Source organism: Rothia nasimurium, assembly GCF_035916755.1.
GTDB lineage: Bacteria > Actinomycetota > Actinomycetes > Actinomycetales > Micrococcaceae > Rothia.
Genome location: NZ_JAYWIX010000009.1, coordinates 16,134 through 41,446 on the forward strand (window position 1 = coordinate 16,134; position 25,313 = coordinate 41,446).

At 60.0% G+C, this 25,313-nt stretch carries 29 protein-coding genes and 2 pseudogenes; 9 read left to right on the plus strand and 22 right to left on the minus strand.

Features of this window, described 5'->3' with window-relative positions; genetic code table 11:
• Positions 1-15: 15 nt before the first annotated feature.
• Together VSX42_RS10315 and VSX42_RS10320 are read left to right on the plus strand one after the other, a co-directional pair.
• Positions 16-678 (plus strand): response regulator transcription factor, encoded by a 663-nt coding sequence (locus tag VSX42_RS10315; protein ID WP_326504196.1) that lies wholly within the window; start codon positions 16-18, stop codon positions 676-678.
• On the plus strand, positions 632-967 hold the full coding sequence (locus tag VSX42_RS10320; protein ID WP_326504197.1) for a hypothetical protein: 336 nt from the start codon (positions 632-634) through the stop codon (positions 965-967). Before VSX42_RS10315 ends, VSX42_RS10320 begins: the two co-directional genes overlap by 47 nt.
• On the opposite strand, the gene VSX42_RS10325 is transcribed toward VSX42_RS10320, so the two are convergent.
• Positions 964-2,538, minus strand: coding sequence for an AMP-binding protein (locus VSX42_RS10325; RefSeq protein ID WP_326504198.1), 1,575 nt, complete (start codon positions 2,536-2,538; stop codon positions 964-966). The two genes, VSX42_RS10320 and VSX42_RS10325, sit on opposite strands and share 4 nt — an antisense overlap.
• A 157-nt stretch (positions 2,539-2,695) precedes the next feature.
• On the opposite strand from VSX42_RS10325, the gene VSX42_RS10330 reads away from it, so the two are divergent.
• Entirely contained in the window at positions 2,696-3,103 is a 408-nt protein-coding gene (locus tag VSX42_RS10330; RefSeq protein WP_326504199.1) for an ankyrin repeat domain-containing protein, read from the plus strand.
• A gap of 101 nt (positions 3,104-3,204) precedes the next feature.
• On the opposite strand, the pseudogene VSX42_RS10335 reads toward VSX42_RS10330, so the two are convergent.
• The 13 genes and pseudogenes from VSX42_RS10335 to VSX42_RS10395 all read right to left on the minus strand — a co-directional run.
• Positions 3,205-3,693: pseudogene (locus VSX42_RS10335) on the minus strand (arginine repressor); the annotation flags it as partial.
• A gap of 16 nt (positions 3,694-3,709) precedes the next feature.
• Positions 3,710-4,666 carry an ornithine carbamoyltransferase gene (gene argF, locus VSX42_RS10340; protein WP_326504200.1) on the minus strand — a complete coding sequence of 319 codons (957 nt, stop codon included), beginning with the start codon at positions 4,664-4,666 and terminating at the stop codon, positions 3,710-3,712.
• Between the two features lie 94 nt (positions 4,667-4,760).
• Positions 4,761-5,981, minus strand: coding sequence for an acetylornithine transaminase (locus VSX42_RS10345; protein WP_326504201.1), 1,221 nt, complete (start codon positions 5,979-5,981; stop codon positions 4,761-4,763).
• Between the two features lie 8 nt (positions 5,982-5,989).
• Positions 5,990-7,000 (minus strand): acetylglutamate kinase, encoded by a 1,011-nt coding sequence (gene argB / locus VSX42_RS10350; protein ID WP_326504202.1) that lies wholly within the window; start codon positions 6,998-7,000, stop codon positions 5,990-5,992.
• A 16-nt stretch (positions 7,001-7,016) separates the two neighbouring features.
• The gene (argJ, locus tag VSX42_RS10355; protein ID WP_326504203.1) at positions 7,017-8,234 is read right to left on the minus strand and encodes a bifunctional glutamate N-acetyltransferase/amino-acid acetyltransferase ArgJ; all 1,218 of its coding nucleotides are present in this window, start codon (positions 8,232-8,234) and stop codon (positions 7,017-7,019) included.
• Entirely contained in the window at positions 8,231-9,274 is a 1,044-nt protein-coding gene (gene argC / locus VSX42_RS10360) for an N-acetyl-gamma-glutamyl-phosphate reductase (RefSeq protein ID WP_326504204.1), read from the minus strand. Before argC ends, argJ begins: the two co-directional genes overlap by 4 nt.
• A 219-nt stretch (positions 9,275-9,493) precedes the next feature.
• The gene (locus tag VSX42_RS10365; protein WP_326504205.1) at positions 9,494-10,162 is read right to left on the minus strand and encodes a hypothetical protein; all 669 of its coding nucleotides are present in this window, start codon (positions 10,160-10,162) and stop codon (positions 9,494-9,496) included.
• 235 nt (positions 10,163-10,397) lie between these two features.
• Entirely contained in the window at positions 10,398-12,950 is a 2,553-nt protein-coding gene (gene pheT, locus VSX42_RS10370) for a phenylalanine--tRNA ligase subunit beta (protein WP_326504206.1), read from the minus strand.
• Positions 12,951-12,953: 3 nt separating this feature from the next.
• A complete protein-coding gene (gene pheS / locus VSX42_RS10375) occupies positions 12,954-14,081 on the minus strand; it encodes a phenylalanine--tRNA ligase subunit alpha (protein WP_326504207.1) in 1,128 nt (375 codons plus the stop codon).
• A gap of 149 nt (positions 14,082-14,230) precedes the next feature.
• A complete protein-coding gene (locus VSX42_RS10380) occupies positions 14,231-14,671 on the minus strand; it encodes a hypothetical protein (protein WP_326504208.1) in 441 nt (146 codons plus the stop codon).
• 123 nt (positions 14,672-14,794) lie between these two features.
• Positions 14,795-15,304 carry a hypothetical protein gene (locus tag VSX42_RS10385; protein WP_326504209.1) on the minus strand — a complete coding sequence of 170 codons (510 nt, stop codon included), beginning with the start codon at positions 15,302-15,304 and terminating at the stop codon, positions 14,795-14,797.
• A gap of 110 nt (positions 15,305-15,414) precedes the next feature.
• Positions 15,415-15,858 carry a (deoxy)nucleoside triphosphate pyrophosphohydrolase gene (locus tag VSX42_RS10390; protein ID WP_326504210.1) on the minus strand — a complete coding sequence of 148 codons (444 nt, stop codon included), beginning with the start codon at positions 15,856-15,858 and terminating at the stop codon, positions 15,415-15,417.
• Positions 15,858-16,793, minus strand: a complete 936-nt coding sequence (locus VSX42_RS10395) for an RNA methyltransferase (protein WP_326504211.1) — start codon at positions 16,791-16,793, stop codon at positions 15,858-15,860. The genes VSX42_RS10390 and VSX42_RS10395 overlap by 1 nt, the downstream gene beginning before the upstream one ends.
• A gap of 207 nt (positions 16,794-17,000) precedes the next feature.
• Here VSX42_RS10395 and VSX42_RS10400 point away from each other — a divergent pair, with 207 nt between their 5' ends.
• Entirely contained in the window at positions 17,001-17,594 is a 594-nt protein-coding gene (locus VSX42_RS10400; RefSeq protein ID WP_326504212.1) for a Panacea domain-containing protein, read from the plus strand.
• A 39-nt stretch (positions 17,595-17,633) separates the two neighbouring features.
• Complete coding sequence (locus tag VSX42_RS10405) at positions 17,634-18,119, plus strand: hypothetical protein (protein WP_326504213.1); 486 nt, start codon at positions 17,634-17,636, stop codon at positions 18,117-18,119.
• A gap of 128 nt (positions 18,120-18,247) precedes the next feature.
• Here the strand turns inward: VSX42_RS10405 and VSX42_RS10410 are convergent, their stop codons facing one another.
• Positions 18,248-18,748, minus strand: coding sequence for a type I restriction endonuclease subunit R, EcoR124 family (locus VSX42_RS10410; RefSeq protein ID WP_418950799.1), 501 nt, complete (start codon positions 18,746-18,748; stop codon positions 18,248-18,250).
• Positions 18,749-18,822: 74 nt separating this feature from the next.
• Positions 18,823-19,035: pseudogene (locus VSX42_RS10415) on the minus strand (type I restriction-modification system subunit M N-terminal domain-containing protein); the annotation flags it as partial.
• Between the two features lie 184 nt (positions 19,036-19,219).
• On the opposite strand from VSX42_RS10415, the gene VSX42_RS10420 reads away from it, so the two are divergent.
• The 3 genes from VSX42_RS10420 (at position 19,220) to VSX42_RS10430 (ending at position 20,830) form a co-directional block, all read left to right on the plus strand.
• On the plus strand, positions 19,220-19,885 hold the full coding sequence (locus VSX42_RS10420; protein ID WP_326504215.1) for an NAD(P)H-dependent oxidoreductase: 666 nt from the start codon (positions 19,220-19,222) through the stop codon (positions 19,883-19,885).
• A gap of 146 nt (positions 19,886-20,031) precedes the next feature.
• Positions 20,032-20,253 carry a type II toxin-antitoxin system prevent-host-death family antitoxin gene (locus VSX42_RS10425; RefSeq protein WP_326504216.1) on the plus strand — a complete coding sequence of 74 codons (222 nt, stop codon included), beginning with the start codon at positions 20,032-20,034 and terminating at the stop codon, positions 20,251-20,253.
• Positions 20,254-20,416: 163 nt separating this feature from the next.
• Positions 20,417-20,830, plus strand: a complete 414-nt coding sequence (locus tag VSX42_RS10430; RefSeq protein ID WP_326504217.1) for a GNAT family N-acetyltransferase — start codon at positions 20,417-20,419, stop codon at positions 20,828-20,830.
• Positions 20,831-21,102: 272 nt separating this feature from the next.
• Here VSX42_RS10430 and rplT read toward each other — a convergent pair whose 3' ends face one another.
• The 3 genes from rplT to infC form a co-directional block, all read right to left on the minus strand.
• A complete protein-coding gene (gene rplT / locus VSX42_RS10435) occupies positions 21,103-21,486 on the minus strand; it encodes a 50S ribosomal protein L20 (protein WP_083093587.1) in 384 nt (127 codons plus the stop codon).
• A 115-nt stretch (positions 21,487-21,601) separates the two neighbouring features.
• Complete coding sequence (gene rpmI, locus VSX42_RS10440) at positions 21,602-21,796, minus strand: 50S ribosomal protein L35 (protein WP_135011425.1); 195 nt, start codon at positions 21,794-21,796, stop codon at positions 21,602-21,604.
• A gap of 203 nt (positions 21,797-21,999) precedes the next feature.
• Positions 22,000-22,734: a translation initiation factor IF-3 gene (infC, locus tag VSX42_RS10445; protein ID WP_418950798.1), complete on the minus strand. Its 735-nt coding sequence runs from the start codon at positions 22,732-22,734 to the stop codon at positions 22,000-22,002.
• Between the two features lie 289 nt (positions 22,735-23,023).
• Between infC and VSX42_RS10450 the strand changes: the two genes are divergently transcribed.
• Positions 23,024-23,443 (plus strand): DUF1844 domain-containing protein, encoded by a 420-nt coding sequence (locus tag VSX42_RS10450; protein ID WP_326504218.1) that lies wholly within the window; start codon positions 23,024-23,026, stop codon positions 23,441-23,443.
• Here VSX42_RS10450 and VSX42_RS10455 read toward each other — a convergent pair.
• Genes VSX42_RS10455 through VSX42_RS10465 form a run of 3 tightly spaced genes read right to left on the minus strand, consistent with a single transcriptional unit; the run spans position 23,440 to position 25,311 of the window.
• Positions 23,440-24,360, minus strand: a complete 921-nt coding sequence (locus VSX42_RS10455) for an SseB family protein (RefSeq protein WP_326504219.1) — start codon at positions 24,358-24,360, stop codon at positions 23,440-23,442. The two genes, VSX42_RS10450 and VSX42_RS10455, sit on opposite strands and share 4 nt — an antisense overlap.
• On the minus strand, positions 24,360-25,091 hold the full coding sequence (priA, locus tag VSX42_RS10460) for a bifunctional 1-(5-phosphoribosyl)-5-((5-phosphoribosylamino)methylideneamino)imidazole-4-carboxamide isomerase/phosphoribosylanthranilate isomerase PriA (RefSeq protein ID WP_237186834.1): 732 nt from the start codon (positions 25,089-25,091) through the stop codon (positions 24,360-24,362). The genes VSX42_RS10455 and priA overlap by 1 nt, the downstream gene beginning before the upstream one ends.
• Positions 25,092-25,140: 49 nt before the next feature.
• Positions 25,141-25,311: a hypothetical protein gene (locus VSX42_RS10465; protein WP_326504220.1), complete on the minus strand. Its 171-nt coding sequence runs from the start codon at positions 25,309-25,311 to the stop codon at positions 25,141-25,143.
• Positions 25,312-25,313: the final 2 nt, after the last annotated feature.

Genomic DNA, 25,313 nt, shown 5'->3' on the forward strand with positions numbered 1-25,313 from the left:
GAAAGAAGCCCCGCCATGAGCCATATCCTGATTGTTGAAGATGACCCGCGCATCTCGTCCTTTATCGTCAAGGGCCTGAAATCAGCCGGTTACACCTCAACCCTGATTGACGAAGGCCGCTCCGCCTACGCCCTGGCCAAGGTCAGCGACTTCGACCTCATCATCCTCGATGTGGGGCTTCCCGGTATGGACGGATTTACCATCATGAAGTCCCTGCGGGCTGAAGGCATCACCACCCCCATCATCATGCTCACCGCCCGCGACTCCGTCTCAGACACCCTCGAAGGGCTTGAAAACGGCGCCAACGACTACATGACCAAGCCGTTCCAGTTCGCTGAGCTACTCGCACGCATCCGCCTGCGCCTGCTCGACACCAACCGCGAAGAAACCAACGCCTCGACCCTAGCCCACCGCAACCTTGAGCTCAACGTTCTGACCCGTCAGGTCACCGTCAACGGCACTATCGCTGAACTCACTAGCCGTGAATTCGCTCTGCTCGAGACCTTCATAAGGCACAAGAACCAGGTGCTCTCGCGCGAGCAGCTTCTAGGTCAAGTCTGGGGCATGGACTTTGCCCCCAACTCAAACATCGTCGACGTCTACATTCGCGCACTCCGCAAAAAAATTGGTGATGACTACATCGCCACCGTCCGAGGGACAGGCTACCGATTCGTTTGAAACTTCTCTACTCATCCACCAATGCACTGCCCACGAACCGGCAGTCACCACTGCTCCCCTCGCCATCGTCAAGCCCAGCTTCATCACCGGCAAGCTACTGGTCTCTTTCTTCGTTGCTGTACTGCTCATCGGTGCTACTTCTATCACCGGGATGACATCCGCCGAGCTGTCTCTCGAAGGCGCTTTAACCCTTGTCATCTTTATTCTTGCTATCTGGGCCTGGGTTTGTCGCTGGGGTTGTTATTCATGGCTAGGGCAGCCTAAGGCCGCGGTAGAGGCTCTCCCCTAGGCTTTCTGGGTGAGGGCCTCTGCCAGTACCCGCTTCAAGATTTTGCCGGTGGGCCCCAGCGGTAGCTCCTCTTTGAAAACATAGCGACGCGGGTACTTGTAGGCGGCAAGTTCAGCGCGGGCTAGGTTGTCGAGAGCAGCTTCAAGGTCGCTAGTCTGCTCAGGGGTCAGTTCTTCTCTGGGGACAATAACGGCTACGACCTCTTCTCCCACCGTTTCTGAGAGCTGGCCGACAACCGCCGCTAAACGCACCTGCGGGTGGGTGTAAAGAACGTCCTCAATTTCCCGCGGGTAGACGCTGTTGCCGTTGCGCAAAATCATATCTTTGAGGCGGTCAACAATAAAGATATTGCCCTGATCATCAAGGTAGGCAACGTCTCCGGTGGCAAACCAGCGCCCCGACATCACGGCCTCTGTAGCCTGGGCGTTGTTCCAATAACCGGCCATCACGTTGGGGCCAGCCACCCACAGTTCACCCGGCTCACCGGCAGCACGTTTCTGCCCTTGACGGTCAACGACCTTCACATCAACCCCGGGTAAAGCCCGCCCTACCGACCCCATCACCAGGCCGTATTCTGCCCGGTTGAAAGAGACAACAGGGGCTGTTTCACTCAGCCCGTAGCCCTCGTAGATGGGGAAGGCCGCTAACTGCTCGATCTCCGCGTGCACCGAGGCGGGCAGGGCTGCGCCGCCTGAAATACCAAAGCGGACGCGCCCCTGCAATCGGTGCGCCAGGGCGGGGTCGGTGCCCAGGTAGCTGGCTAGGGCGCTGTACATGGTGGGAACTGCGGCAAAGACGGTGACCCCCGCAGCGGCGCAGAGCTGGGCTGCACCGCCCGGGGTAAAGCGAGGGAGTAGGGCTATAGCAGCACCGGCAGCCAGAACGGCGTTCATCGAAACGGTCTGGCCAAAAGCGTGGAAAAGAGGCAGTCCACCGAAGATCACGTCGTCCGCTGTAAAACCAAAAACATCTACACAGGTCAGGGCGTTAGACAGCATATTGGCGTGGGTGAGGATTGCCCCCTTGGGGGCCCCGGTGGTTCCAGAAGTATAGAGAATAACGGCAGGCTCGTCGGTCGCAACCGATTGGGGTTCCCAGGCCTGCGGTGCGGGAGCGTCCGCGCCAAACGTGGTCTCGGGTGAAAGCACCTCAAGCGCTACGTACTCCCCCACCTCATCACGAATCTGGTCCAGCTCCTGACCCACCCGGGTACCGGCGGCTGCAATCAGGAGCCGGGCACCGGCATCCTGCACCTGATAAGCAGCTTCGCGGGCTGAGAGCAGCGGATGCATGGGCACCACCACAGCCCCCAGGGACAGAGCACCGTAGTAGAGGCCCACCATCGCAGGCACATTGGGTAGGGCCAAGGCCACCCGGTCACCGGCTACCACTCCGCGCTCATGCAACCAGCTACGCAAGCTGCCCGTATATTGTGCCAACTGTCGATAGCTCATGGACCCACCGGCCCAGGTCAGAGCAGTGCGGTCTTCAGCCGCGCGGGCCTGTAGCAGAGCCGCAATATTGTTCTGGGGTGAGGAATCGGGTGTCTGCTGAGCGTCTTTGGTATTCACAGGGAGCCTTTCCTTAGGGGCCTAACCGGCTTTGCCCATTCTTTCATACAGGCCTGTCTAAAGCTTCTGAACGAAAGTTCTAAATAAGATTGGCGTGAGCTGTAGGGTGGTCTAGACAGGGTTGCTAAAGGGGCTTGCTTTCTGAGAAAGTGAAAGTATGACAGACGCGAATCATAGCCTGACGGAGCAAGATATCGACTTCCTCAACTCGGTTTTCGACCTGGCCCGGGACAACAAGCCGGTAGCCCTCAAATCTCTGTTTGACCAGGGCGTCCCCGTTGACCTGACCAACGCCAAAGGCGATACTCTGCTCATCCTAGCTGCCTACCACGAACACCCTGAGCTGGTTCAGCTGCTCATCAATGAGGGTGCCGATCTTGACCGCCTGAACGAGCGGGGCCAGACCGCCCTGGTATGCGCTACCTTCCGTAACAATCTACCCATCGCCCGCATGCTGCTCGATGCCGGTGCCGATGAGACTCTGGGATCGCAGACTCCCGCCGACGTTGCTGACTTCTTCGACCTTGACGAGATGAAGAAGCTTTTCGAGGGGGTAATAGGTTAGACCGGCTGCACTGCCGGGCCCCACCTGTCCCTATTGTTCAGCCCCGGTCTTCGACGATAAAGACCGGGGCTTATTCACGCTGTCTGGCTGCGGGTAAAGACCTAGGCCGCCCACTCCAAGAAAAGGCCAGCAACCTTTTCACCGCCATTGGGGTCGCGAGTAATGACCATGACGGTGTCGTCACCCGCGATGGATCCCAGCAGGGGTTCTAGCCCGGCCTGGTCAATAGCTGAGGCCAGGAACTGGGCTGCTCCCGGCGGGGTACGCAGGATGACCAGGTTAGCTGAGGCTTCGGCGGTCACGAGCAGTTCTTTGAAGAGGGAGACCAAGCGAGCGTCGGGGCCTTCCTGGCTGCTACGACGGACGGGGTGGTTGGGCACGGCGTAAATCAGTCCCGATTTTTCGTCGCGAACGCGCTCGGCACCGATTTCCACAAGGTCGCGGGAGAGGGTCGCCTGGGTGACTTTGAGCCCGTCGTCGGTGAGCAGCTGGGCTAGTTCGGCCTGCGAGCGCACGCGGTGGGTTTGGAGCACCTCGATGATGCGGGCTTGCCGCGCGGTTTTGGTGGAGGGAATCGCCATTGTTTCTTCTCTTTTTCTGGTCGGTTTAGCTAAGAGCGGTGCGGACGTCGGTGGATAGGTTGGACTCGGCGAGCAGGAAGGCCATGAGGGCTTTTTGGGCGTGGAGGCGGTTTTCTGCTTCGTCGAAGACGACGGAGGTGGGCCCGTCGATGACGTCGGCGGTGACTTCGTAGCCGCGGTAGGCGGGAAGGCAGTGGAGGAAGATAGCGTTGGAATCAGCCTTGTTCATAGCGTCGGTATTGACGGTGTAGGGCTTGAAGACCTGGGCGCGGGCTTCTTTTTCATCCTCTCGGCCCATAGAGACCCAGGTGTCGGTGATGACGACGTCGGCGCTAGCCAGGGCCTGGTCGGGGTCGGTGGTGACCAGGATTGAGCCGCCGGTTTCGGCTGCTCGTTGCTGGGCTTCTGCGACGACGGATTCAGCGGGAAGGTAACCCTCGGGGCCCGCGATACGAACGTGCATGCCTGCGGTGGCGCCACCGAGCAGGTAGGAGTTAGCCATGTTGTTGGCGGCATCTCCCAGGTAAACCATGGTGAGTCCGGCCAGCTTGCCCTTGTGCTCGCGGATGGTGAGCAGGTCGGCGAGGATCTGGCAGGGGTGGTAGTCGTCGGAGAGGGCGTTGATGACGGGCACGCGGGAGTGCTCAGCCATTTCTTCGAGACCCGCCTGGGCGTAGGTGCGCCAGACGATGATGGAGACCATGCGAGAGATGACCTTGGCGGTATCTGAGATGGTTTCCTTGTGGCCAAGCTGAGCTTCGCCGGGGTTAACAATCAGGGGGTTGCCGCCGAGTTCTGCGATGCCGGCGTGGAAGGAGAAACGGGTGCGGGTGGAGGTCTTGTCGAAGATGACGGCAGCGGTCTGGGGCCCGGATAGGGGCTTGTAGCCGTAGCGGTCAGCCTTCATGGAGGCAGCCAGATCGAGCACCTGCGCCTGCTCGGCGGGGGTGAGGTCGGTGTCTTTAAGGAAGTGGCGGACCACGGTTTTCTCCTAGTGTGGGCAGGGGCAGGTGCGGGGCCTACCCTTCCCATTATATGCACAGATTTTTGATATTTATGCAGGGTATGAATATGGCTTAGTGGTGGGTGCTGGCCTGGGCCAGGACCTCTGGGAAAGCGGCGGTGAATTCTGCTAGTTCTGCGTCGGTGACGGTGAGGGCGGGGGCTATGCGGATGGTGCGGGCATCCGGTGCGTTGACGATGAAGCCGGCTGATCGGGCGGCGGTGACAAAGGCGGGTGCCAGGGGCGCGCCGGAGTCGGTGGTGTCGTCGGCCAGGACGATGCCGATGAGTAGGCCTGCTCCCCTGGTTTCTGCCACGCCGTCTACCTCTTCGATAGCGGCCCTGAAGGTCGAGCCGCGTTGGGCGGCAGAGCCGAGTAGATGCTCAGCTTCGATAGTTTCGAGGGTTGCGGTGGCTGCTGCGGTGGCGAGGGGGTTGCCGCCGAAGGTGGTACCGTGCATACCTGCTTCGAGGGTGCGGGCGTTGTCGTCGCCGACCACGATCATGGCGCCGATGGGGAAACCTCCACCCAGGCCCTTGGCGAGGGTGATGGCATCGGGCAGGTTGTCGCCGGTGAGTTCACGGGAGTGTTCGAACCAGCGGCCGGTGCGGCCCATGCCTGTTTGGACTTCGTCCACGATGAGCAGGGCGCCGCGAGCGCGGGTGAGTTCTCGGGCGCGGGTCAGGTAGCCTGCAGGCAGGGGCAGGACGCCAGCTTCCCCCTGGATGGGTTCAACGATGAGCGCTGCGACGTCGTCGGTGAGATTTTCTTCCAGGGCTTCGAGGGTGGCCGGAATATGTTTGATGCCGCTGGGGAGGGGTTCGAAAGGCTCACGGTAGGCTGGCTTCCAGGTGAGGGATAGGGCACCGATGGTGCGCCCGTGGAAGCCGTGATCCAGGGCTAGGATGGTGCCTTTGCCGTGAGTGTTGCCGTGGCGGCGGGCGAGTTTGTAGGCGGCTTCGTTGGCTTCGGTGCCGGAGTTGCAGAAGAAGACGCGGCCCTGCTCAGTTCCCAGGTAGCCCAGCAGGCGGTGGGCCAGGGAGATCTGTTGGGGGCTGGTGAAGAAATTGGAGACGTGGGCCAGGGTTGCGGCCTGCTCGCTGACGGCTTTTACCCAGGCGGGGTGGGCATGGCCGAGAGCGTTGACGGCAATACCGCCGAGCAGATCGAGATAAACTTTCCCATCGGCGTCCGTCACGCGTGAGCCCTGCCCCGAGACCAGCACCAGTGAGGGGTCGCCAAAGACCCCCAGGAGGTCGTTCCGGTAGTCGGCGAGGAGGTTTTCTTGTGTCATGGGTAGTCCTAATAAGTCACCGGCTTGACCTGGAAGTCAGGGGCCGGGTGGTGCCAGGGGGTATCGTCCACGTTGTCGGGGGTCAGCTGGGTACCGATACCGCGGTCGGTGAAGATTTCGAGCAGGGGCGAGTGGGCCAAGCGACCGTCAACGATGGAGGCACGCGGAACTCCCTGTTCTACGGCCTGTAGGCAGGCGCTCATTTTGGGGATCATGCCGGAGACCAGGCTGGGGAGCATCTCGCGTAGTTCGCTGACGGTGAGAGATGAGATAAGGGAGTCTTTATCGGGCCAGTTGGCGTAGAGGCCCTCGACGTCGGTGAGGATGACGAGTTTTTCGGCCCCGAGGGCGGCGGCGACGGCTGCGGCGGCGGTGTCTGCGTTGACGTTGAGAATTTCTCCGGTGAGCCCGGCAAGCCCGTGATGATGGCCAGGGTATTTCTCGGGGTCGTGCATTTCGGGGGCCACAGATGAGATGACGGGGATTTTTCCTGCCTGGATCATGGACATGATGGCGGTGGTGTTCACGCCGACCACTTCACCGACGAGGCCGAGGTCGACTTCTTGGCCGTCCACCACGGTGCCGATGCGGCGGGCGCGTAGGAGCCCGCCGTCCTCACCGCTCATGGCGACGGCGAAGGGGCCGTGGGCGTTGATGAGGGAGACGAGTTCGCGGGCTACTTGGCCGGTGAGTACCATGCGGACGACGTCCATGGCTTCGGGGGTGGTGTAGCGCAGGCCGCCGCGGAACTCACTTTCGATACCGAGTTTGGTCAGCATGGCGGTGATTTGTGGGCCGCCGCCGTGCACAACAACGGGGCAGATGCCGATGGTTCGCAAGAAGACCATGTCTTCAGCGAAGGCGGCGCGCAGTTCCTCGGAGATCATAGCGTTACCACCGTATTTGAAGACCATAATCTTACCCCGGAACTGCTGGATCCAGGGTAGGGCTTCCATGAGAGTTTTGGCTTTTTGTTGGGCGGTGTCGAAGCGGGCGTGGGCGTTTTTTTGCTCTGCCATCTGGCGTTCCTTTGGGTTAGCTGGAGTAGGCCGAGTTTTCGTGGACGTAATCGTGGGTGAGGTCGTTGGTCCAGATGGTGGCTTCGTGCTGGCCTGCACCCAGGTCGATGTCGACGGTTACTTTGCGGTCTGCGGCGAGGTCAACGAGAGAGCGGTCTTGGCCGATGCCGCCGCCGGTGCAGACCTGCACTCCGTTGATGGTGACGTTGACCTTGTCGGGGTCGAAGGTGGCTGAGGTGGTGCCGACTTCGGAGAGGATACGACCCCAGTTGGGGTCGTTACCGAAGATGGCGGTTTTGAAGAGGTTGGAGCGAGATACTGCCCGGGAGACTTCTTCGGCGTCCGCTTCGCTGGCAGCTCCCAGGGTACGCACGTGGATATCGTGGCTGGCTCCCTCGGCGTCTCCAATGAGTTGCAGGGCGAGGTCCTGGCAGACCTTGGTGAGTGCTTCGGTGAAGACGCCCAGGTCAGGTTCGATATCGGAGGCACCGGAGCTCATGAGAATAACGGTGTCGTTGGTCGACATGCAGCCGTCGGAGTCGGCCCGGTTGAAGCTCAGGCGCACGGCCTCGCGCAGGGCGGTGTCGAGGTTGTCGGGTGAGACCAGGGCGTCGGTGGTGATGACCACCAGCATGGTTGCCAGCCCCGGGGCCAGCATACCTGCGCCCTTGGCCATACCGCCGATGAGGTAGGAGCCGCCCTCTTCGATTTCCACGCCGATAGCGGCCTGCTTTGAGACGGTGTCGGTGGTCATGATGGCTTCAGCCGCAGCCAGCGAAGAGCCGGAGCTCACGCCCAAGGAGGCTGCGGCGTCCTTTGCGCCCGCGGTGAGCTTGTCCATGGGCAGGCGCTCGCCGATGAGGCCGGTGGAGCACACCAGCACGTCGCCGGCTGAGACGCCGAGCAGGTCGGCAACGAGTTCAGCGGATTCGTGCGTGTCTTGGAAGCCGGGGGCACCGGTGCAGGCGTTGGCGCCGCCGGAGTTGAGTAGGACGGCGTCGGCCCGACCGTCGCTGATGACCTGCTGGCTCCAGAGCACGGGGGCGGCTGCGAAGCGGTTGCTGGTGAAGACGGCGGCAGCGTGCTTGACGGGCCCGTCGTTGACGACCAGGGCGACGTCCTTTTTACCCTCGACGGCGCTGATTCCAGCGCGGACGCCCGTAGCGCGGAAGCCGCGGGGGAAGGTGACTCCATGGGTGGTGATGCCTTCGATCTGGTGGATAGTGTCGGTCACGGTGCGAGTCCTTCCTGGAGCAGACCTGCGTTTTCGGGGAGCCCGAGGGCAATGTTCATGGATTGGATGGCACCGCCGGCGGTGCCCTTGGCTAGGTTGTCGATGACGCTGGTGACGATTACGCGCCCGGCGTGTGCGTCGAAGGCCAGCTGCATTTCGGCGTGGTTGGAGCCCTGCACGCTCTTGGTGGTGGGCCACTGCCCTTCGGGGAGCAGGTACACGAACTTTTCGTCGGCGTAGGCCTGCTGCCAGGCTTCACGCAGCTGGGCTTCGGTCACGCCGGGGCGGACGCGCGCGGTTGCGGTAGCGAGGATGCCTCGGGGCATGGGGGCCAGGGTGGGTGTAAAGGAAATCTGCACCTGCTCCCCCGCGATGTGGGTGAGCTTCTCTTCGATTTCGGGGGTGTGCCGGTGGGAGCCGCCGACCCCGTAGGGGCTCATGCCGCCCATAACTTCGGCTGAGAGCAGGTGGGGCTTGAGGCTCTTCCCGGCCCCTGAGGTACCTGAAGCGGCAACGATGACCACGTCGGTGGGTTCGAGCAGGCCGGTGGCAAAACCGGGAGCCAGGGCCAGGATGGACGCCGTGGGGTAGCACCCGGGCACCGCAACTCGCTTGGTGCCCACGAGGTTATCGCGCTGTTTGCCGGTGGCGGTGGGCAGTTCGGGCAGACCGTAGGGCCAGGTGCCGGAGTGTGCAGAACCGTAGAACTTTTCCCAGGCGTCCGCGCTGTCAAGGCGGTGATCTGCCCCGGCGTCGATGACCAGGGTGTTCTCGGGCAGCTGGGCCGCGATCTCGGCGCTGGCGCCGTGGGGCAGGGCCATGAAGACAACATCGTGCCCGCTCAGGGCCTCGGCGGTGGTATCGGCAACGACCAGGTCGGCGTAGGCGCGAAGGTGGGGGGCGATATCACCCAGGCGGGAACCAGCGGACGAGTGCGCGGCCACGGTTTTCACCTCAACGTGGGGGTGGGTTGCCAGTAGGCGCAAAATCTCGCCACCGGCGTACCCGGTGGCTCCTGTGACAGCTACGGTAATAGTCATAGCACCATCTTTGCATGTTTTTGCATAGTAGTAAATATTTATGCACTGCATTTCGCAATGTGAACCAGCGGGCACCAAGCCGGCCACGCGCGTCCGCCCGCCCATCCCTCCCCATCCCCCACAAGGGGACCTGAAAACCAAAAAGGGACCGCATAATGTGCGGTCCCTTTTTAAAAATGCGGTCCCCTTGGTGTTGAAGGTGAGGGGGACCAGCTCAACCTAGTCGAGCATCTCGGTGTTCTTGCGCTTGCGGATCATCATGAAGGTACCGGCGACACCGGCGCCAAAGACCAGAATCGCACCGGCAAGACGCAGCATGGCGCTACGCTTCTGCGATGCAACGGTATCTTCGGTCACCGGTACCAGGCTACCTTCTTCGCCGGTACGGACCACGGTGAGGTTAGCGTCTCCGGTTTGCACCAGCAGGGCATCGACGGTCTCGGGGAAGTCAGCGCTGACGGTACCGGTCTGGGATCCGCGGAACTCAACAGTAGAACCGGGGTTGACCTGCACAGGGTCGGCAATCTCTGATACGAAGGTTTTACCAGTCATGGCGGTGTTATCGGGTAGGGTGCCGGTGTAAGTCGCCACGTTGTTATCACCTTGCAGGTCGCTGGTGACCTTTTCAAAGGTGCCGGTCATCACCCAGGAGCGCCCCTCGTAGCCTTCGTTGGCGCGGGCCTCGTTGAAGGTCCGTATGCCGCCAATCAGCAGGATAATCGCGAAGATTGACGCGAGAATCATGATGCCGGCAGCTGCCAGCTTGGGGCCGAGCGGGCCGCGGGGTTCCTCGTAGTCTTCTTCCTCTTCCGCGAAGGTGAAGAAGTCGTCGGTGCGGTCATCTTCGTCGAAGTTATCGCGGTCTTCGAGGTAACGCTGATCGCTCACGGTGCATCTCCAGAGGTTGTGGGTGATTGCCTATATAAAGGCGGAAGTCCATTCTACCGCGTCGGCTCCCAAAAGGCTTATCTGTCTCACCGACCGCCCAGCCTTTTCAGCGCCGCCGCCCAGAAAACTGCCCGTCCTCGCTCAAGCACCTGCCCGGCAGGCTAGCTGCGCAGACAAAGAGCCCGGCGGACGCGCGTCCGCCGGGCTCTACCCGAATCTGGGGTTTGTGCGGGCCTTAGGCTCGCTGAACCGCGCCGAAGCGTTCGGCAGCCAGGGCCACACCTGCCTCGCGGGCCTCGGAGGCCTCGTCGGCGGTCAGGGTGCGGTCGGTGGCGCGGAAGCGCAGGGCGAAGGCCAGGGACTTCTTGCCCTCTTCGATACCGGTGCCGCGGTAGTCGTCAAAGACGCGGACGTCCTCGAGCAGCTCCCCTGCGCCCTCAGCCAGGGCGGCGGCCACGTCAGCGGCAGGAACCGCGGCATCGACGACCAGGGCGACGTCCTGGTTGGCAGCCGGGTAGCCGGAGATACCGGTAGCCTGCACTGCCTCGCCTGCCTCAGCGATCAGGGCGGTGAAGTTGAGCTCGAAGGCGCTGGTGCGCTCGGGCAGGTTGAGCTTAGCCAGCAGCTTGGGGTGCAGTTCACCGGCGTAGGCGATCACGTCACCGGCAGCGTTCTTGAGCACGGCGGTGCGCCCCGGGTGGAAGGCCTGGTGCTCGCCATTGGCAAGGGTGAGCTTCACGCCAGCGGCATCGGCAACCAGGAGCACGGAGTCCAGGGCATCGCGCCAGTCAAAGGCACGGGCGGTCGCGCCCGGGGTTTCATCGTGCTCAGCGCCGGAGAAGAGGCCGGCGATGTGGTGAGGCTGGTCGGGAATACCGGCGTTCAGGTCGGCCAGAACCTCGTCGGCGGGCTTGACGCCCAGGCCGGGGATTGAGGCTGACCCCAGCTGGGTGCCGGGAATAAAGACGGAGCCGGTTTCGTAGATGGCCAGGTTCTTGAAGCCGCGGGAGAGGTTGCGGGAGAGCACCTCGGTCAGGCCCGGCAGCAGGGAGCGGCGCATCCAGCCCTGGGCGGACGAGATGGGGTTAGCCAGGCGGATAGAATCCACCTTTTCACCGGCTACAGGGGTTGCCCAGAGGTTGTTATCTTCATCAGAGACGAAGGGGTAGGCAAAGACCTCGGTCAGGCCCGATGCTGCCAGGGCGTTGAGGGCCCGGCGGCGCAGGGTCTGCTCAACGGTGTAGCCGCGACCGGGAGGGGCCACGGGCAGGGTCGAGGGAATCTTATCGTAGCCCACCAGACGGGCAACTTCCTCGGTCAAATCTTCCTTGGCACCCAGGTCGGTGCGCCATGAGGGCACGGTAACCTCGTAGGAACCCTCGACCACCTCAACGCTGGCGCCAATCTGCTCCAGAGAGCCAACAATCTGCTCTTCGGTGTAGTCGATGCCAATGCGGCCTGCGGTGTAGTCGGCGGGCAGGGAAATGACGGTGGGCTCGAAGCTGCCACCGGCGTCCGTCACACCCTCATCAACGGTTGCACCTGCCAGCTCAACCAGCAGGTCAACGGCGCGCTGGGCAGCAGCGGCCTGAATCTGGGGGTCAACACCGCGCTCAAAACGCTTGGACGCCTCAGATGAGAGCTTGTGGCGGCGGGCGGTGCGGGCGATGGAGACCTCGTCGAAACGGGCTGCCTCAATGACGATGCGGGTGGTTGAGTCAGAGACCTCAGTGGAGGCCCCGCCCATCACACCTGCCAGGCCGATAGGGCCGGACTCGTCGGTAATCAGCAGGTCTTCGACGTTGAGCTCGCGCTCCTTCTCATCCAGGGTGGTGAGCTTCTCGCCAGCTTCGGCGCGACGCACGGTGATGCCGCCTGCCAGCTTGTCTGCATCGTAGAAGTGCAGGGGCTGGCCGGTTTCGAGCATGACGTAGTTCGAGATATCAACCGGCAGGGAGACAGAGCGGACGCCCGCCAGGCGCAGGCGGGAGGACATCCAGGTAGGGACGGGGGCAGTTGCGTCGACGCCGCTAACAGAGCGGGCAACGAAGCGGGTGGCGCCGTCCTTACCGTGAATGGGAGCTGAGTCGGTCAGGGTGACGGGCAGGCCCGCGCTGTTGGCAGCGGGTGCCTTGGCGGCCAGGTCGAGGACGAAGTCATCAAAGTCGTTGCCTGTGGCGTGGCAGTATTCGCGGGCGATACCGCGAATGGAGAAGCCGTAGCCACGGTCGGGGGTTACGTTGACTTCAGCAGCTTCGTCGTAGAGGCCCAGCAGCTCCATGGCGTCGGTGCCGACCTCGGGGTCAAGCCCCAGAGTGGAAAGCACCAGAATGCCGCCGTGGTCCTCACCGATGCCGAGCTCCTTGACGGAGGCGATCATACCGGCTGACTTGTGGCCGTAGGTCTTGCGGGCGGTAATAGCGAAGCCGCCGGGCAGTACAGCACCGGGCAGGGTGACAACGACCTTGTCACCGGGCTTGAAGTTGTGGGCGCCGCAGATAATGCCCTGCACGCCGGACTCTTCAATGCCCTTACCGGTCAGGGTCTGCTTCTGGCCCTCGGGCACAACGCGCACCTGGCACCAGTTAACGGTCTTACCGTTGGAGTGAGTCTCGGGCTCCATCGAGAGCACCTGACCCACCACGATGGGGCCGGTCAGCTCGTCGGTCGGGCGGTGGACGTCCTCTTCTTCCAGGCCAACTGTGACCAGGGTAGCCATAACATCTTCGGCACTTGCGTCGGCCGGAACGGGTGCGTATTCACGCAGCCAGGAAAGGGGTACGCGCATGGGTTAGATCTCCATCTTGAACTGCTGTGAGAAACGGACGTCGCCTTCAATCATGTCGCGCATATCCTGTACGCCGTTGCGGAACATGAGGGTACGTTCGATGCCCATACCAAAAGCGAAACCTGAGTAAACTTCGGGGTCAACACCGGCTGCTCGCAGCACGTTGGGGTTGACCATGCCGCAGCCGCCCCACTCGATCCAGCGGGGGCCGCCCTTGGCGTCCGGGTGCCAGACGTCCAGCTCAGCGGACGGCTCGGTGAAGGGGAAGTAGTTGGGGCGCAGACGAATCTTTGCTTCTTCGCCGAACATGGCGCGGGCCATGTGTTCCAGGGTGCCCTTGAGGTCGGCCATGGTCAGGCCCTTATCGACGGCCAGGCCCTCAATCTGGTGGAAGACCGGGGTGTGGGTGGCATCGAGCTCATCGGTGCGGTAGACCTGGCCGGGGCAAACCACATACAGGGGCAGGTCACGAGACAGCAGGGAACGCATCTGCACCGGTGAAGTGTGAGTACGCAGCATCAGGTGGGCGCTAGTGGGCTCCACGAAGAAGGTATCCTGCAGTTCACGCGCCGGGTGGTCAGGCTTGAAGTTCAGCGAATCAAAGTTGTACCACTCTGATTCAAGTTCGGGGCCGTCGGCAATCTCCCAGCCCATGCCCACGAAGATATCGCACATCTGCTCCTGCAGGACGCTGATGGGGTGGCGGCCACCGATACGGCGGCGAGGAGTGTGGGCAGTGACATCCACAGCCTCTTCAACCAGAATACGAGCGTCGCGCTCTTCTTCCAGCTCAGCGTTACGGGCCTCAAGAGCCTTAGTCAGGCGTCCACGCGCCTGGCCCATGAGCTTACCCACCTCAGCCTTGTGCTCCTTACGCAAATCACGCATCTGCTTATTAGCCAGGGTGAAGCCAGCCTTATCGCCCGTGAAATCCAGGCGCACGCGCTTAAGTTCTTCGAAGTCAGCGGTTTTTTCAGCGATTTCCTTCTGCGCACGCTCAAACTCGGCGGCGAAGGCTTCGCGGACGGTCGCCAGACCGTTCTCGGGGTCTTTTTCTAGAATGGCGCGAATATTAGCCAGCACCTGGAAGGGTGTGGGGTTCTCAGGCACCTCGGGCAAAGAATCAGTCATCTGCACTTCTCTTCACATTGTGGGCGAAACGGGCGCTTACCGCGCCCAGGGCATCAAGACAATAGTTTAGTGCAAAAAGGTGAAGCAGGCTCGCGCTCGATGGGAAAGGAGCGGACGCTGCCCGCAGGTAAATGACCGCTAACAGGCAGTTAGGGCGCTGGAATAACATCAACCCGCTCAAAGAAGGCACGGGCAACAGGGGTAAAGGTTAGGCCAAGCCAGGTGAGGTTGGCTAGAGACCACATCAAGAAGCAGGCCATAATTCCCGGGTTTACATCGGAGGGCATAGTCCAGATGAGAGAAATGAGCGAGACAGTACTGACAACCGTACAGACAAACCCGAGCAGATTAGCGGCTCCTGCTTTTTGCCAGGTGCCGGTGCGGCGGATAACCCAGATATACAGCAAAGAGGTGAGGGCGATTGAAATAACAGCACTCACGATTCCCCGTGTACCGCTGATATCAAGGGAAGTAACCGTTAGCGTCAGGTAAGCGATACCCGACAGCACTAAAATGCCCTGCATTACTCGGATAACCGTGGGCACCTCTCCCCTGCTAAAGGCCAGTTGCTGTTTCTCTTTGTCTTTCATGAATCATCAGCCTCCTTTCTTTTAGGGTAACGACCAGCCGGTCACGGTTCAAGATCATGAAGTTCGCACAGAAATGGGCCCTCCGGATCAACCGAAGGGCCCATCACAGCTAGAAGATAAGGTCTAGCGCAGGATTGAAGCAACGGACTTATTCGATACCGCAACAATCCAGACGATGGCCAGAACCAGCCAAACAATGCAAAGAACAACGACAATTAGCGAGATGTAGAGTGAGCCCAGCGCCGAGAAGGCTGCACCAAGAATTCCCAGACCCGCGAAAACATAGCCGGTGATGCGACCAGCTTTTTTGCGCTTGCTCATCAGGCTGTATACCAACGCAAAGAGCGCCAGCCCAATGAGAACACCAATCACTGTATAGACGGGGTTCTGGTCAGTTGGAACAGTTTCTCCCAGCACATCAATAGTTGCGGGTGTAAGTACGTAGCTCAGTGTCTGCATCAACAGGTAGACAACAGCAGTAGCCAGCAGAATCATCTGCGAGAGCTTAAGCTTCTGCTCGGCATCGGGGGCAACCTGCGGCTCAGGGCTGAAACCGGGCTGACCACTCATATACATGGCCTGGGTGTCGTTCGGTGCGGAGTGGTCGTTAGTTCCGTAGGGTGTCTGCGACATGTCTAAACCTCCATGTGAAAGATGTGTTGCGTACTACACATCATACCGGAGATAAAAGTCAGACACCTTACATTTTCACCGAGGCGAGTTCTATTACGCTCCGCTACAGGTTAGGCGGCGCGGACGCCCGCCAGCAGCTCCTCGACAATAGGAAAGTCAGCGGGAATCCAGGGCAGCTCCAGCACCGTGGCATCAAGCTGCACCCAGCGTAACTCAGCGTGGTCTTGCAGGGCGGTGGCGCGTCCGTCCGCAATTTCTGCAAACCAGACCCGCATAGCAGCCTTCTCGTTCAGCACCCAGCCCTGCGAGTGGGGCCCTGCGATTTCGGTGCCGAGCCGGGCGGTAATGCCGAGCTCTTCGCGCAGTTCGCGCAGCAGGGCGTCCTCACACCCTTCCCCTGCCTCGACCTTGCCGCCGGGGAACTCCCACAGGCCCGCAAGCGCGGGCGGGGCAGAGCGCTGGCCGACCAGCAGGCGGGTAGGGGTAGCCAGAGAATCAACGATAGCGGCCCCGACCACCTGCACCGGGTAGACGGTGTTGGTGCGCTCCCCCACTAGTCGCCCTTGCGGTTCTGAGCCAGGGACGAGGCGAAGAGGCAGACGCCAGCTGCCATGCCGACGTTCAGCGACTCGGCGGCACCGCGCAGGGGCACGGCCACGCGCAGGGAGGCGGCGGCTTTTTCTTCGCCGCTTAGGCCAGCCGCCTCGTTGCCGAAGAGCCACATGGTGGGCTTGGCCAGGTCGTACTTAACCTTCTTGCGCGGTTCGACACCGTTGCGCAGGGCGAAGGCGGCGTCCTGCAGGTCGTCGAGGGAGACTCGGCCGTAGCCGTCCGCCGCGAGCACGCCGATGCCCTGGGCCTTGGCGTCTTCAGCGAAGTCTTCGAGGTCAATGCCCTGGATAACGGGCACGTGGAAGAGGGATCCTGCGGTGGAGCGCACTGCCTTGGGGTTGTAGAGGTCAACTGCCCCCTTGGTAGTGACAATGAGGTCAGCACCGGCGGCATCGGCGGCGCGCAGGATGGTGCCGGCGTTGCCCGGGTCCTGAACGCGGGCCAGGACAGCGATGAGCTTGGGGTTGATGGCGCCTTCACCCCAGATGTCGGAGGGGGCGATATCGTTCTGGAAGGCAACGGCGATGATGCCCTGGGGGCTGACGGACTCTGCCATGGCGGCGAGGACGGGCTCGGTCACCATGCGCATGAAGACCTTGCGACCGGCCTCAGGGGTGGGGGTGCCGTGGACGTCTTCGAGCAGGTCGACGATGTCGGGGTGGCGGTCAAAGGCGCGTTCGGTGATGTAGACGGCGTCGAGCAGGGGCTTGATCTGGTGGGCTTTGAGGGCTTCGCGGACAGCCTGCGGCCCCTCAACCAGGAAGTGCCCGGTCTTGGTGCGGGCTGCCCGGGTGGCAAGCTTGGCGATGTCTTTGACGCGGTCTGCCTGGGGGTTTTCCATGACAACAGGGGTGCTGAGGCGTTCTTTGAAGTCCATAGGGTCTATTGTCTCATGGCTAGTTTGCTGGCCAGTCAGATTGTGGGGAAGGACGCGATGGGGTGGGTTTACTCTTGTTAGAAAGTGGGGGCGGGGACACAGACAGAGTTAGCTGTGCTTGGTAAGGTAGTAGACACGAAACCTGTATTTTTCGCGCCCTTTCTGGTCAAGGTCGCCCAGCTATCAGGTTGATGGTAAGGAGTCATCTTGAAAACTGATCTTGAAAAGTATGTTCAGATTTTTGAGCAGTTCCTTCGTCATGCCCACAACGAGGATTTTCCCTCTATAAATCATTTGAAATTGATGAAGCTTGTGTGGGCTGCTGACCGTTTTCATCTGCGTCAGTTTGGCCGGACTGTTACTAGCGATACCTATGTTGCGATGAAGAATGGCCCTGTAGCTTCTGAGGGTCTTGATGTTATTCGTGAATCTGGCACTGGGTATTCGTTGCTTTCCCCTGATCAGCGTCAGTTTGTTGAAGAGTTTATTGACTTCACGAATCATGAGGTTTCGCTGAAGTCTTCATGCGGTGACGATTTATTGTCACCCTCTGAGAAGATGATGATTCAGAAGTCGTGGGAGACTTTTAAGGGTTTTGACCCCTTCTATTTGGCGAATTCGATTACCCATCAGTACCCGGAGTGGTCAAAGTTTGAAGGTTTTTTTGAGCTTCACCCTAAGAGCCGCCGGGCAATGTCTCTTGAGGATTTCTTTTTGAACCCTGAGAGTGACTCTTTTTTTGCACAGGATGAAAAAACTCTAGAAGCTGCCCACGATATTTTTGCTTTAGGTCATTCTTAGCTAGCAACCGCGTAAGCAGTCGTTTGGTGGGAGCTTGCTGTGCTTGAGAAGAATCTTAATTTATGGGCGTTGTCTGTTCGTGTAGGCACCGTCTTTAAGTTCCGTGGCGAAAAGCCCTTTCCTGCGAACCGCGAGGTGGGCCATCATTTCATTGTTGTAGGTGTTGATGAGAAACGCCAGCAGTTGTACTACGTGGTGAATGGTAGTTCTAAGGTGTCACGTTGGAAGGCGAATATTCATAGAACTTTAGGGGCGTTTCCTGGTGTTCGCCCGGAAGACACCTATGTGGTTATTCCTGGTGGTCAAACCCCGTACTTCCCTCGTGAGACGATGGTGAACTGCAACGCGGTTCATTCTTTATCGCTTGAAGATTTGAAGAGCGGAAAATTTGAGATGGTCAGCCCAGGTTATCTGGACGAGAGCAACCTGAGATTCTTATTTCAGATTTTAAGGGCTGTGGTTGCTAGCCCCCAAGTCAGCGAGAGAGCTAAGAGAGACGCTAGAGGCCTCGTAGAGGAAAACTAGCCCGAGAGGCAAATAACTCTGTTCAAGCTCAAGGAAATAGGCCTGTTTGTTCCGCTATGTAAGTGGTAGTCTTTTCTTAACCGTTCAGCCCGCACCACCTATTGGAGGTGGTAGTGGGCTGGATCTCTTTAAGGCCGAGGATGCAACTTAGCTGATGATTTCGCTGAATCGCTCGTAGAACCGCTGAAGACGGTTGATAAGGCGTTCTCCTTACGTGCAGCACGACTTTCACCGTTTGCGGGTCGAGCAAAGCGGGAGCCGGTGGCCTTCATCAGTCGACCAATGCGTTCCCCATGGGTAGGCACTCCCCCGGCCAACCATGCATCAGCTATTAGCGCTCGTGTAGGTTCAGGGTTCAGCTTTTCCTCTTCAATAATCTTGTTGAGTTCGGCTGATGACTGCTCCTGAACGTGCTTCTTCCATTCACCCTGCACGTCGTCCTCGTCGAAGGATACCTTGTCGAGGAAGCCTTCGATGAGGTCCTTTTTATTGTGCAGGGTGGGGCTTGAATCAACGGCACGTGTAATCTGCGAGCGCACCTCCTCATCGGTTCCATTACTTCGTCGGTACTGTTCGACCAGCATGAGAATATGGTCGACACCGACCGAAACCTGTTTGATGAGTTCGATTTCTCGAAGAGGTCCTCAGGGAAGATAAAGAAGCCCTTTTCCTCAACTGTATCTTCGATAGCCTCCGGGTTCTCAGCAATCTCGACGTTGGTCAGGGTCGCGTAGCTGGACTCGCTCTCTTCTAGCTCGCTATCAAGGTAGGCCGTGAGGTTTTCCGAGATAAAGCGGTAGAACATGAGCCCCAAAACGTATTGTTTGAAGTCCCACCCATCGACGCTACCGCGCAGGTCATTCGCAATTTTCCATAGGGCGCGGTGCAACTCTGCTCGCTCAAGTTCCTGACTCATTTAGTCTTTCTTTCCGGTGTGCATGGCTAAACTAGCCATATCCACTTATTCCGGTTTCTACTCAAATTCTAGTAGGTGAATCCCTACGTATTTTTCATTGCTATTAGCCCGCCCCGGAATAAACTCCTTTCCCCGCTTGTTGACCTGGAAGCACTAACCTGCCCCACAATGAAAGGTACAGACCGTGCAGAACCAAGACATCAAGCAGCTCGTCCTCGACGCCGCCCACCGCCGCCGCGCCATCAAGTTCTTCGACCCCGAGAAGAAAATCAGCGACGACGACATCAACTACATCCTCGAAACCGCCCGCCTCTCCCCCAGCTCCGTCGGCGCTCAGGGTTGGCGCTTTGTCGTCCTGCAAAACCCCGACATCCGCGAAGCCCTCAAGCCCTTCAGCTGGGGAGCAGCCCGCCAGCTCGATGGTGCAAGCCACTTCGTTCTGCTCCTAGCCAACCGCAATATGCAGCACGATGGCCCCCACATGCAGGCGTCGCTCAACTCCCGTAATCTCTCCCCCGAAGACCACGCTAAGGCCCTCGAAACCTACAAGAGCTTCCAGATCAACGACATGGGGCTAACCACCGACCGTGCCCTCTTCGACTGGGCCGCCAAGCAGACCTACATTGCCCTGGGCAACATGATGACCGCAGCCGCACTCATCGGCGTTGACTCCTGCCCCATTGAGGGCTTCAACGCAGACAAGGCCAACGCCCTACTGGCAGAGCACGGCATCATCGACCCCGAAACCGAAGGCATTGTCTCTATGCTCGCCCTCGGCTACCGCACCGAAGACCTCCCCTGGCCCCAGACCCGCAAGCCCGCCGAAGAGGTCATCACCTGGGTCAACTAACAAGGCCCTAGCCCACCGCACACTCCAGGCAGCGCAGAAAAGCCCACCCCGCCGCCGTCCGCCCACGGACAAAAGCGGGGTGGGCTTACCTGCGCCGGTTTCAGTTGACCCTTGAAACGAAAATAAACTAGAAGTACCTTTAAGGCTTGATTTCCGTAAGCCTCTCAGAGTTCCGCGCCAACCAAAGCGACTACATTGCCGTAGCCCAAAAAGTACCCGTAGAGCTCACCTCAGACGGATCAAAGCGCCGGGCCGTTGTGGTATCCCCTGAATTTTTTGACCGCGCCGTCCAAGCCCTCGAAGACCAGGCCGATATCGCAGATGCCGCAAAAGCACGCTCAGAGAATGAAAGAATCAGCCACAGGTAAGGTACCAGTATTTCCTTTCCAGACAAGAAAAAGAAATTGCTCTAAGACCCCATGCGCAAGGTCTAGCTCCAAATATCTACCCTTGAAATCATGCCAATCTACACTCATCGTGCCCTCAGCGCCGAAGACACTCCCCTGCTCGAACAAAGCGACCCTCGGAACCATGAACTGGTGTGGGCCGCGTTTCGCGCTCACGGACGTCCGCACCCGTCCTGGATTTTCCCACTACACACGTTGTAAACCAGCACGCGGCGATTTCGGCATCGCCGCATACCACGATGAAGAACCAGCTGGGGTAGTCTGGGCCCTCTACCTCTCAGCAGATGACCCCGGTTACGGTTACATCGACGAAACAACCCCCGAAGTCAGCCTCTGGGTATCAGAAGAGCACCGCGGCCGCGGTCTTGGCCGAATGCTTCTACAGGCCATCATTTCAGAAGCTGCCACCAGGAACTTGAACCAGATTAGCCTCTCTGTAGAAGCCGACAACTTCGCCCGCAACCTCTACCTAGCCGAGGGCTTCACCCCTGTAGTAGGCCGCGAAAAGGACGGGATGATGCTCCGAGTACTGTCATAAAGCTAGCATCTTGTGCCGCGACCGGCACTTAGCCGCTCGTCCGTCCCCGCACAAGACCTAACTGCCCACCAGACTCTCGCTACGTCCACCTTACGCGTAGACACTGCGAGAATCTGGTGGGCGTTCGCTACGCGCCCGACGCTCCAGCCCCCCAACAGATACCGCAATAAATACAAGGACGCCGCCCCTCACTCCCCTGCCTAGGGGCAGGAAAGTGGGAGGCGGCGTCCGCACCCCACCTGCTAGGTGGGGAAAGACAAACCTAAAAAGATTTAGGCAGCCTTGGGAGCTGAAGTGTCCTCAGGCAGGTTGTTCTTAGCGATTTCAACCAGAGCTGAGAAAGCAGCAGGCTCGTTTACAGCCAGCTCAGCCAGCATACGACGGTCAACCTCAACCTCAGCAGCCTTCAGGCCCTGGATGAAGCGGTTGTAGGTCAGACCCTCAGCGCGTGCAGCTGCGTTGATGCGCTGGATCCAGAGACGACGGAAGTCGCCCTTCTTCTTACGACGGTGGTCGTAGCTGTATACCAGTGAGTGAGTGACCTGTTCCTTGGCCTTACGGTAAAGGCGTGAACGCTGGCCACGGTAGCCTGATGCACGTTCAAGGATTACTCGGCGCTTCTTGTGCGCGTTTACCGCGCGCTTCACACGTGCCACGTGTGTCTCCTAACGTCTTGTGTCCTACCCAGCTATAAACTCTAGCGCTGGTGCAGGAGAGAAAATATCTACTTTTGGTGCGCCCCTGCGGGGCGAAGCTTCAAAAAGAAGGAGCTTACTTGCCCAGCATCTTCTTGATGACCTTAGCCTGACCGCCGGTTACGATCTGGTCAGAAGCCAGACGACGGGTCAGACGGGATGACTTGTGCTCGAGGTAGTGGCGGCGGTTGGCCTGCTGGCGCTTAACCTTGCCAGTACCGGTGAGCTTGAAGCGCTTCTTAGCACCAGAGTGGGTCTTCTGCTTCGGCATGAGCCGATTCTCCTTACGTTCTACCCTCGCCCCGGTTACGGGGTGAGGAACTGAAAAACTCAACATCCCCGGCGGGCGGGGAAGTTTTAAGGGTGTTCTGCCCGCTCACCAACGCCTTTATTTCTCAATAAAAACTTCGGTAAGCGAACGACGACCAAGCACGAAACCCTACACGAGCTCGCGCCTGGTTGTCTAAATAGTTCCTATTCGGCTGACGCCTGTGCCTTGAGCTCCTCGGGCATTGCATCTGCCAGGGAGTTGGTCACAGGGGTTGCCTCGGTGGTGTTGACGCGTTCGCGACCCTTGCGGCCACCTGACTTCTGGCTTTCACGGCGGGCTTCCTGCTTGCCGCGAAGCGGGGCAAGAACCATCACCATGTTGCGACCGTCAACGCGAGGGTTGGACTCTACGGTGCCAACCTCGGTCAGGTCGTTTGCCATGCGTTCAAGCAGACGCACACCCATCTCGGGGCGCTGCTGTTCACGACCACGGAACTGAATCATAGCCTTGACCTTGTCACCGCCGGCCAGGAAGCGACGTGCATGCCCGACCTTGGTTTCGTAGTCATGGGTATCAATCTTGAGGCGGAAACGGATTTCCTTCAAAGAAGCGTTGACCTGCTTCTTTCGAGATTCACGTGCCTTGACTGCGGCTTCGTACTTGTACTTGCCGAAGTCCATAAGCTTGCACACAGGCGGCTTAGCGTTGGGAGCAACCTCAACCAGGTCAAGGTCAGACTCCTGAGCAAGACGCAGTGCATCTTCTACGCGGACAATACCGACCTGTTCACCGCCGGGGCCGACGAGTCGAACTTCCGGAACGCGAATGCGGTCGTTGATGCGTGGATCGCTAATGACAAAGCTCCTGTTGCTTGTGGTGGGGTATCCCCCGTGAATTTCTGTGGGGGTTGAAAAAAGCCCCCGGTTGCGGCTTGGCAAGCGGAGGCTTCAGTTACCTACCCGCGGTGCAGGGCGCGGACGCCAACAGTCGGCGCTACCACCTGCCTTTTGCTTCCCTGAGGGGAGGCTGCGGGCGCTGACCCGGTCGCCAGATTTGGCGGCAGCGGGTGGGAACCTGGGTTCCACTTGCAAACAGCACTTAACATTACTGGGTTAGGGGCAATTTTTCAAGGGTTTTCGGGGTTTTTCTTGGGGCGGACGCCGGTGGCCGGGTTGAGTGTGACGGGCAATTCACACTCGGTGGGGTTGGTGTGAGATTCTAGTAACCATGAGCAACGAAACTAGCTACCGTTTTGAAGATTCCGCTGAACAGGGCCAGACGCTGCCTGAAGGCCTGACTGCAGAGCAGGTTGAAGAGGTCAACGCGCAGATGCGCGATATCGCAGAGGTGCCCGCTGTTGAGGTGATTACCACCGCTGCGGTTCACCTGATGAGCGCTGCCGCCGTCAAGTGCGGCCTGGCTGCTGAAGAGAACGCTGAAGACCTCAAAGATCTTGATGAGGCCCGCAAGCTGATTACCGCCCTGGCAGGTTTCGTCACCGCTGCGGCACCCGAGATTGGTTCCCAGCACGCCGCTCCCCTGCGTGACGGCCTGCGTTCCCTCCAGCTGGCTTTCCGTGAGGCTTCCCCCTACCCGGACGCCCCCGGCAAGGGGCCCGGCGAAAAGTTCACCGGGCCGGTTTTCTAGGCTGAGGCTAAGGCAATTTGCACTGAGTCAGCCTGCTCGGCAATGACCTGGTTGAGGGCTAGCCCCTGCTGGAAGGTCTGTACGGTCTGGTTGACCTGTTCCTGAGTGAGGCCGGGGCGGAGTTTGAGCATGATTTTCAGCTCTGGCCCGTGCCCGCCGCCTGCCAGCACGCGTCCGCTTGCGGTTTGCGAGTACACGCCGGTGCCGGGGCCTGCTTCAACCGCAACCACGGCCGACAAGGGCGCGGCAATGTTGCTGAGTTCTTGGGCAATCTGCGGGTTGCGGTAGGAGGGCACCCATTCTTCCCCCTTAGCGATTGCCCAGAAGGCTGGGCGGCGCACGACGAAGGTGAGGTCTGCGCCCGGGTTTACCACAATCAGTTGGTTCTCGTCTTCAACAGCTGATAGGGCGGTTTTGCGCATATCTGCGGCAACCGGGCGGGCTAGGTCGTGCCAGGCAGTGAGGGCGTCTACGTTGGTGAAGACGGGGAGGGCGCGGCGTCCGTCCGGAGCCTGGATACTCACCAGCGCCATATCCGATTCTTTGTCTGATACCAGGCCGTGTTCGGTGATTTCTGCTTGAGATAGCTGGGCTACAACCGGGGCAAAGATACGCACGGAGCGCAGGGCGTCGACCACGGCGACTTCATCGACTTCGCCCGCGGCGAAAGCATCGAGAACTTTTTGCAGGGCGGGGTCGGTTTTACCGTCGTCACCGGGGAACTGGTGGGTGTGGCTGGTGCCCTCCCCCAGGTTGCGTCCTTTCCAGGGCTGCCCGCCGGTATCGGTTTTTTGGCCAGCGGACGCCAACTGGGCAGCAATATGTGCGGGGAGTTCCCGGCGGGGTGCGCTGGGGTCTCCGGGGTTGCCGTGCCCGTGGGTGTGGGCGCGGTGCACGCGATCTAAAAAGTCTGTCACTAGGGGCGACCTGCGACGTCGAGTGCCTGGGCCAGGGTGAATTTGCCGGCGTAGAGGGCCTTACCGGTGATGGCTCCTTCAACACCGTGGGGCACCATGGTGCGCAGGGCAGCGATGTCGTCCAGAGTTGCGATACCGCCGGAGGCGACCACCGGCTTATCGGTACGCTCAGCAACCTTGCGCAGAAGTTCCAGGTTGGGGCCCTGCAGGGTACCGTCCTTGGTGACGTCGGTGACGACGTAGCGGGCACAGCCGTCGTCGTTCAGGCGGTCGAGAACTTCCCAGAGGTTGCCGCCTTCCTTGGTCCAACCGCGGGCGGCCAGTACGTCCCCGCGGACGTCCAGCCCAACAGCGATAACATCGCCGTGCTCGGCGATGACCTTGCGGGTCCATTCGGGGTTTTCGAGGGCAGCGGTGCCGAGATTGATGCGGGCGGGGTTGAGCGACAGGGCTCGTTCCAGGGATTCGTCGTCGCGGATGCCGCCCGACATCTCAATCTTGATGGAAAGTTCCTGGGCTACCTCGGTCAGGATCTCGATGTTGTCGCCGCGGCCAAAGGCAGCGTCGAGATCAACCAGGTGCAGCCATTCAGCACCGGCGTTCTGCCACTCTAGGGCAGCTTCGACGGGGGAGCCGTAGTTGGTTTCCGATCCGGCTTCGCCCTGCACCAGGCGCACGGCCTGGCCGTTGGCTACATCGACTGCGGGTAGCAGTTCGAGACGATCAGTCATTCTTATCTCCTTGGGAGTGGAAAGGTAAAAATCTAGGTTTGGGGGCGGGCTAGCTGTAGTTCATCACGACGTACAGGCCGTACCCGGCAAAGGCTAGACCCACCAGCAGCAGCACCAGCTGAGCTACCCAGGTAATTTTTTGCTTGTAGAAGGAGTAGGCTCCGCCGATGAACATCATACCTACGGTCATAATCAGTAGCCCGGACGTTGTAGCTGACATAC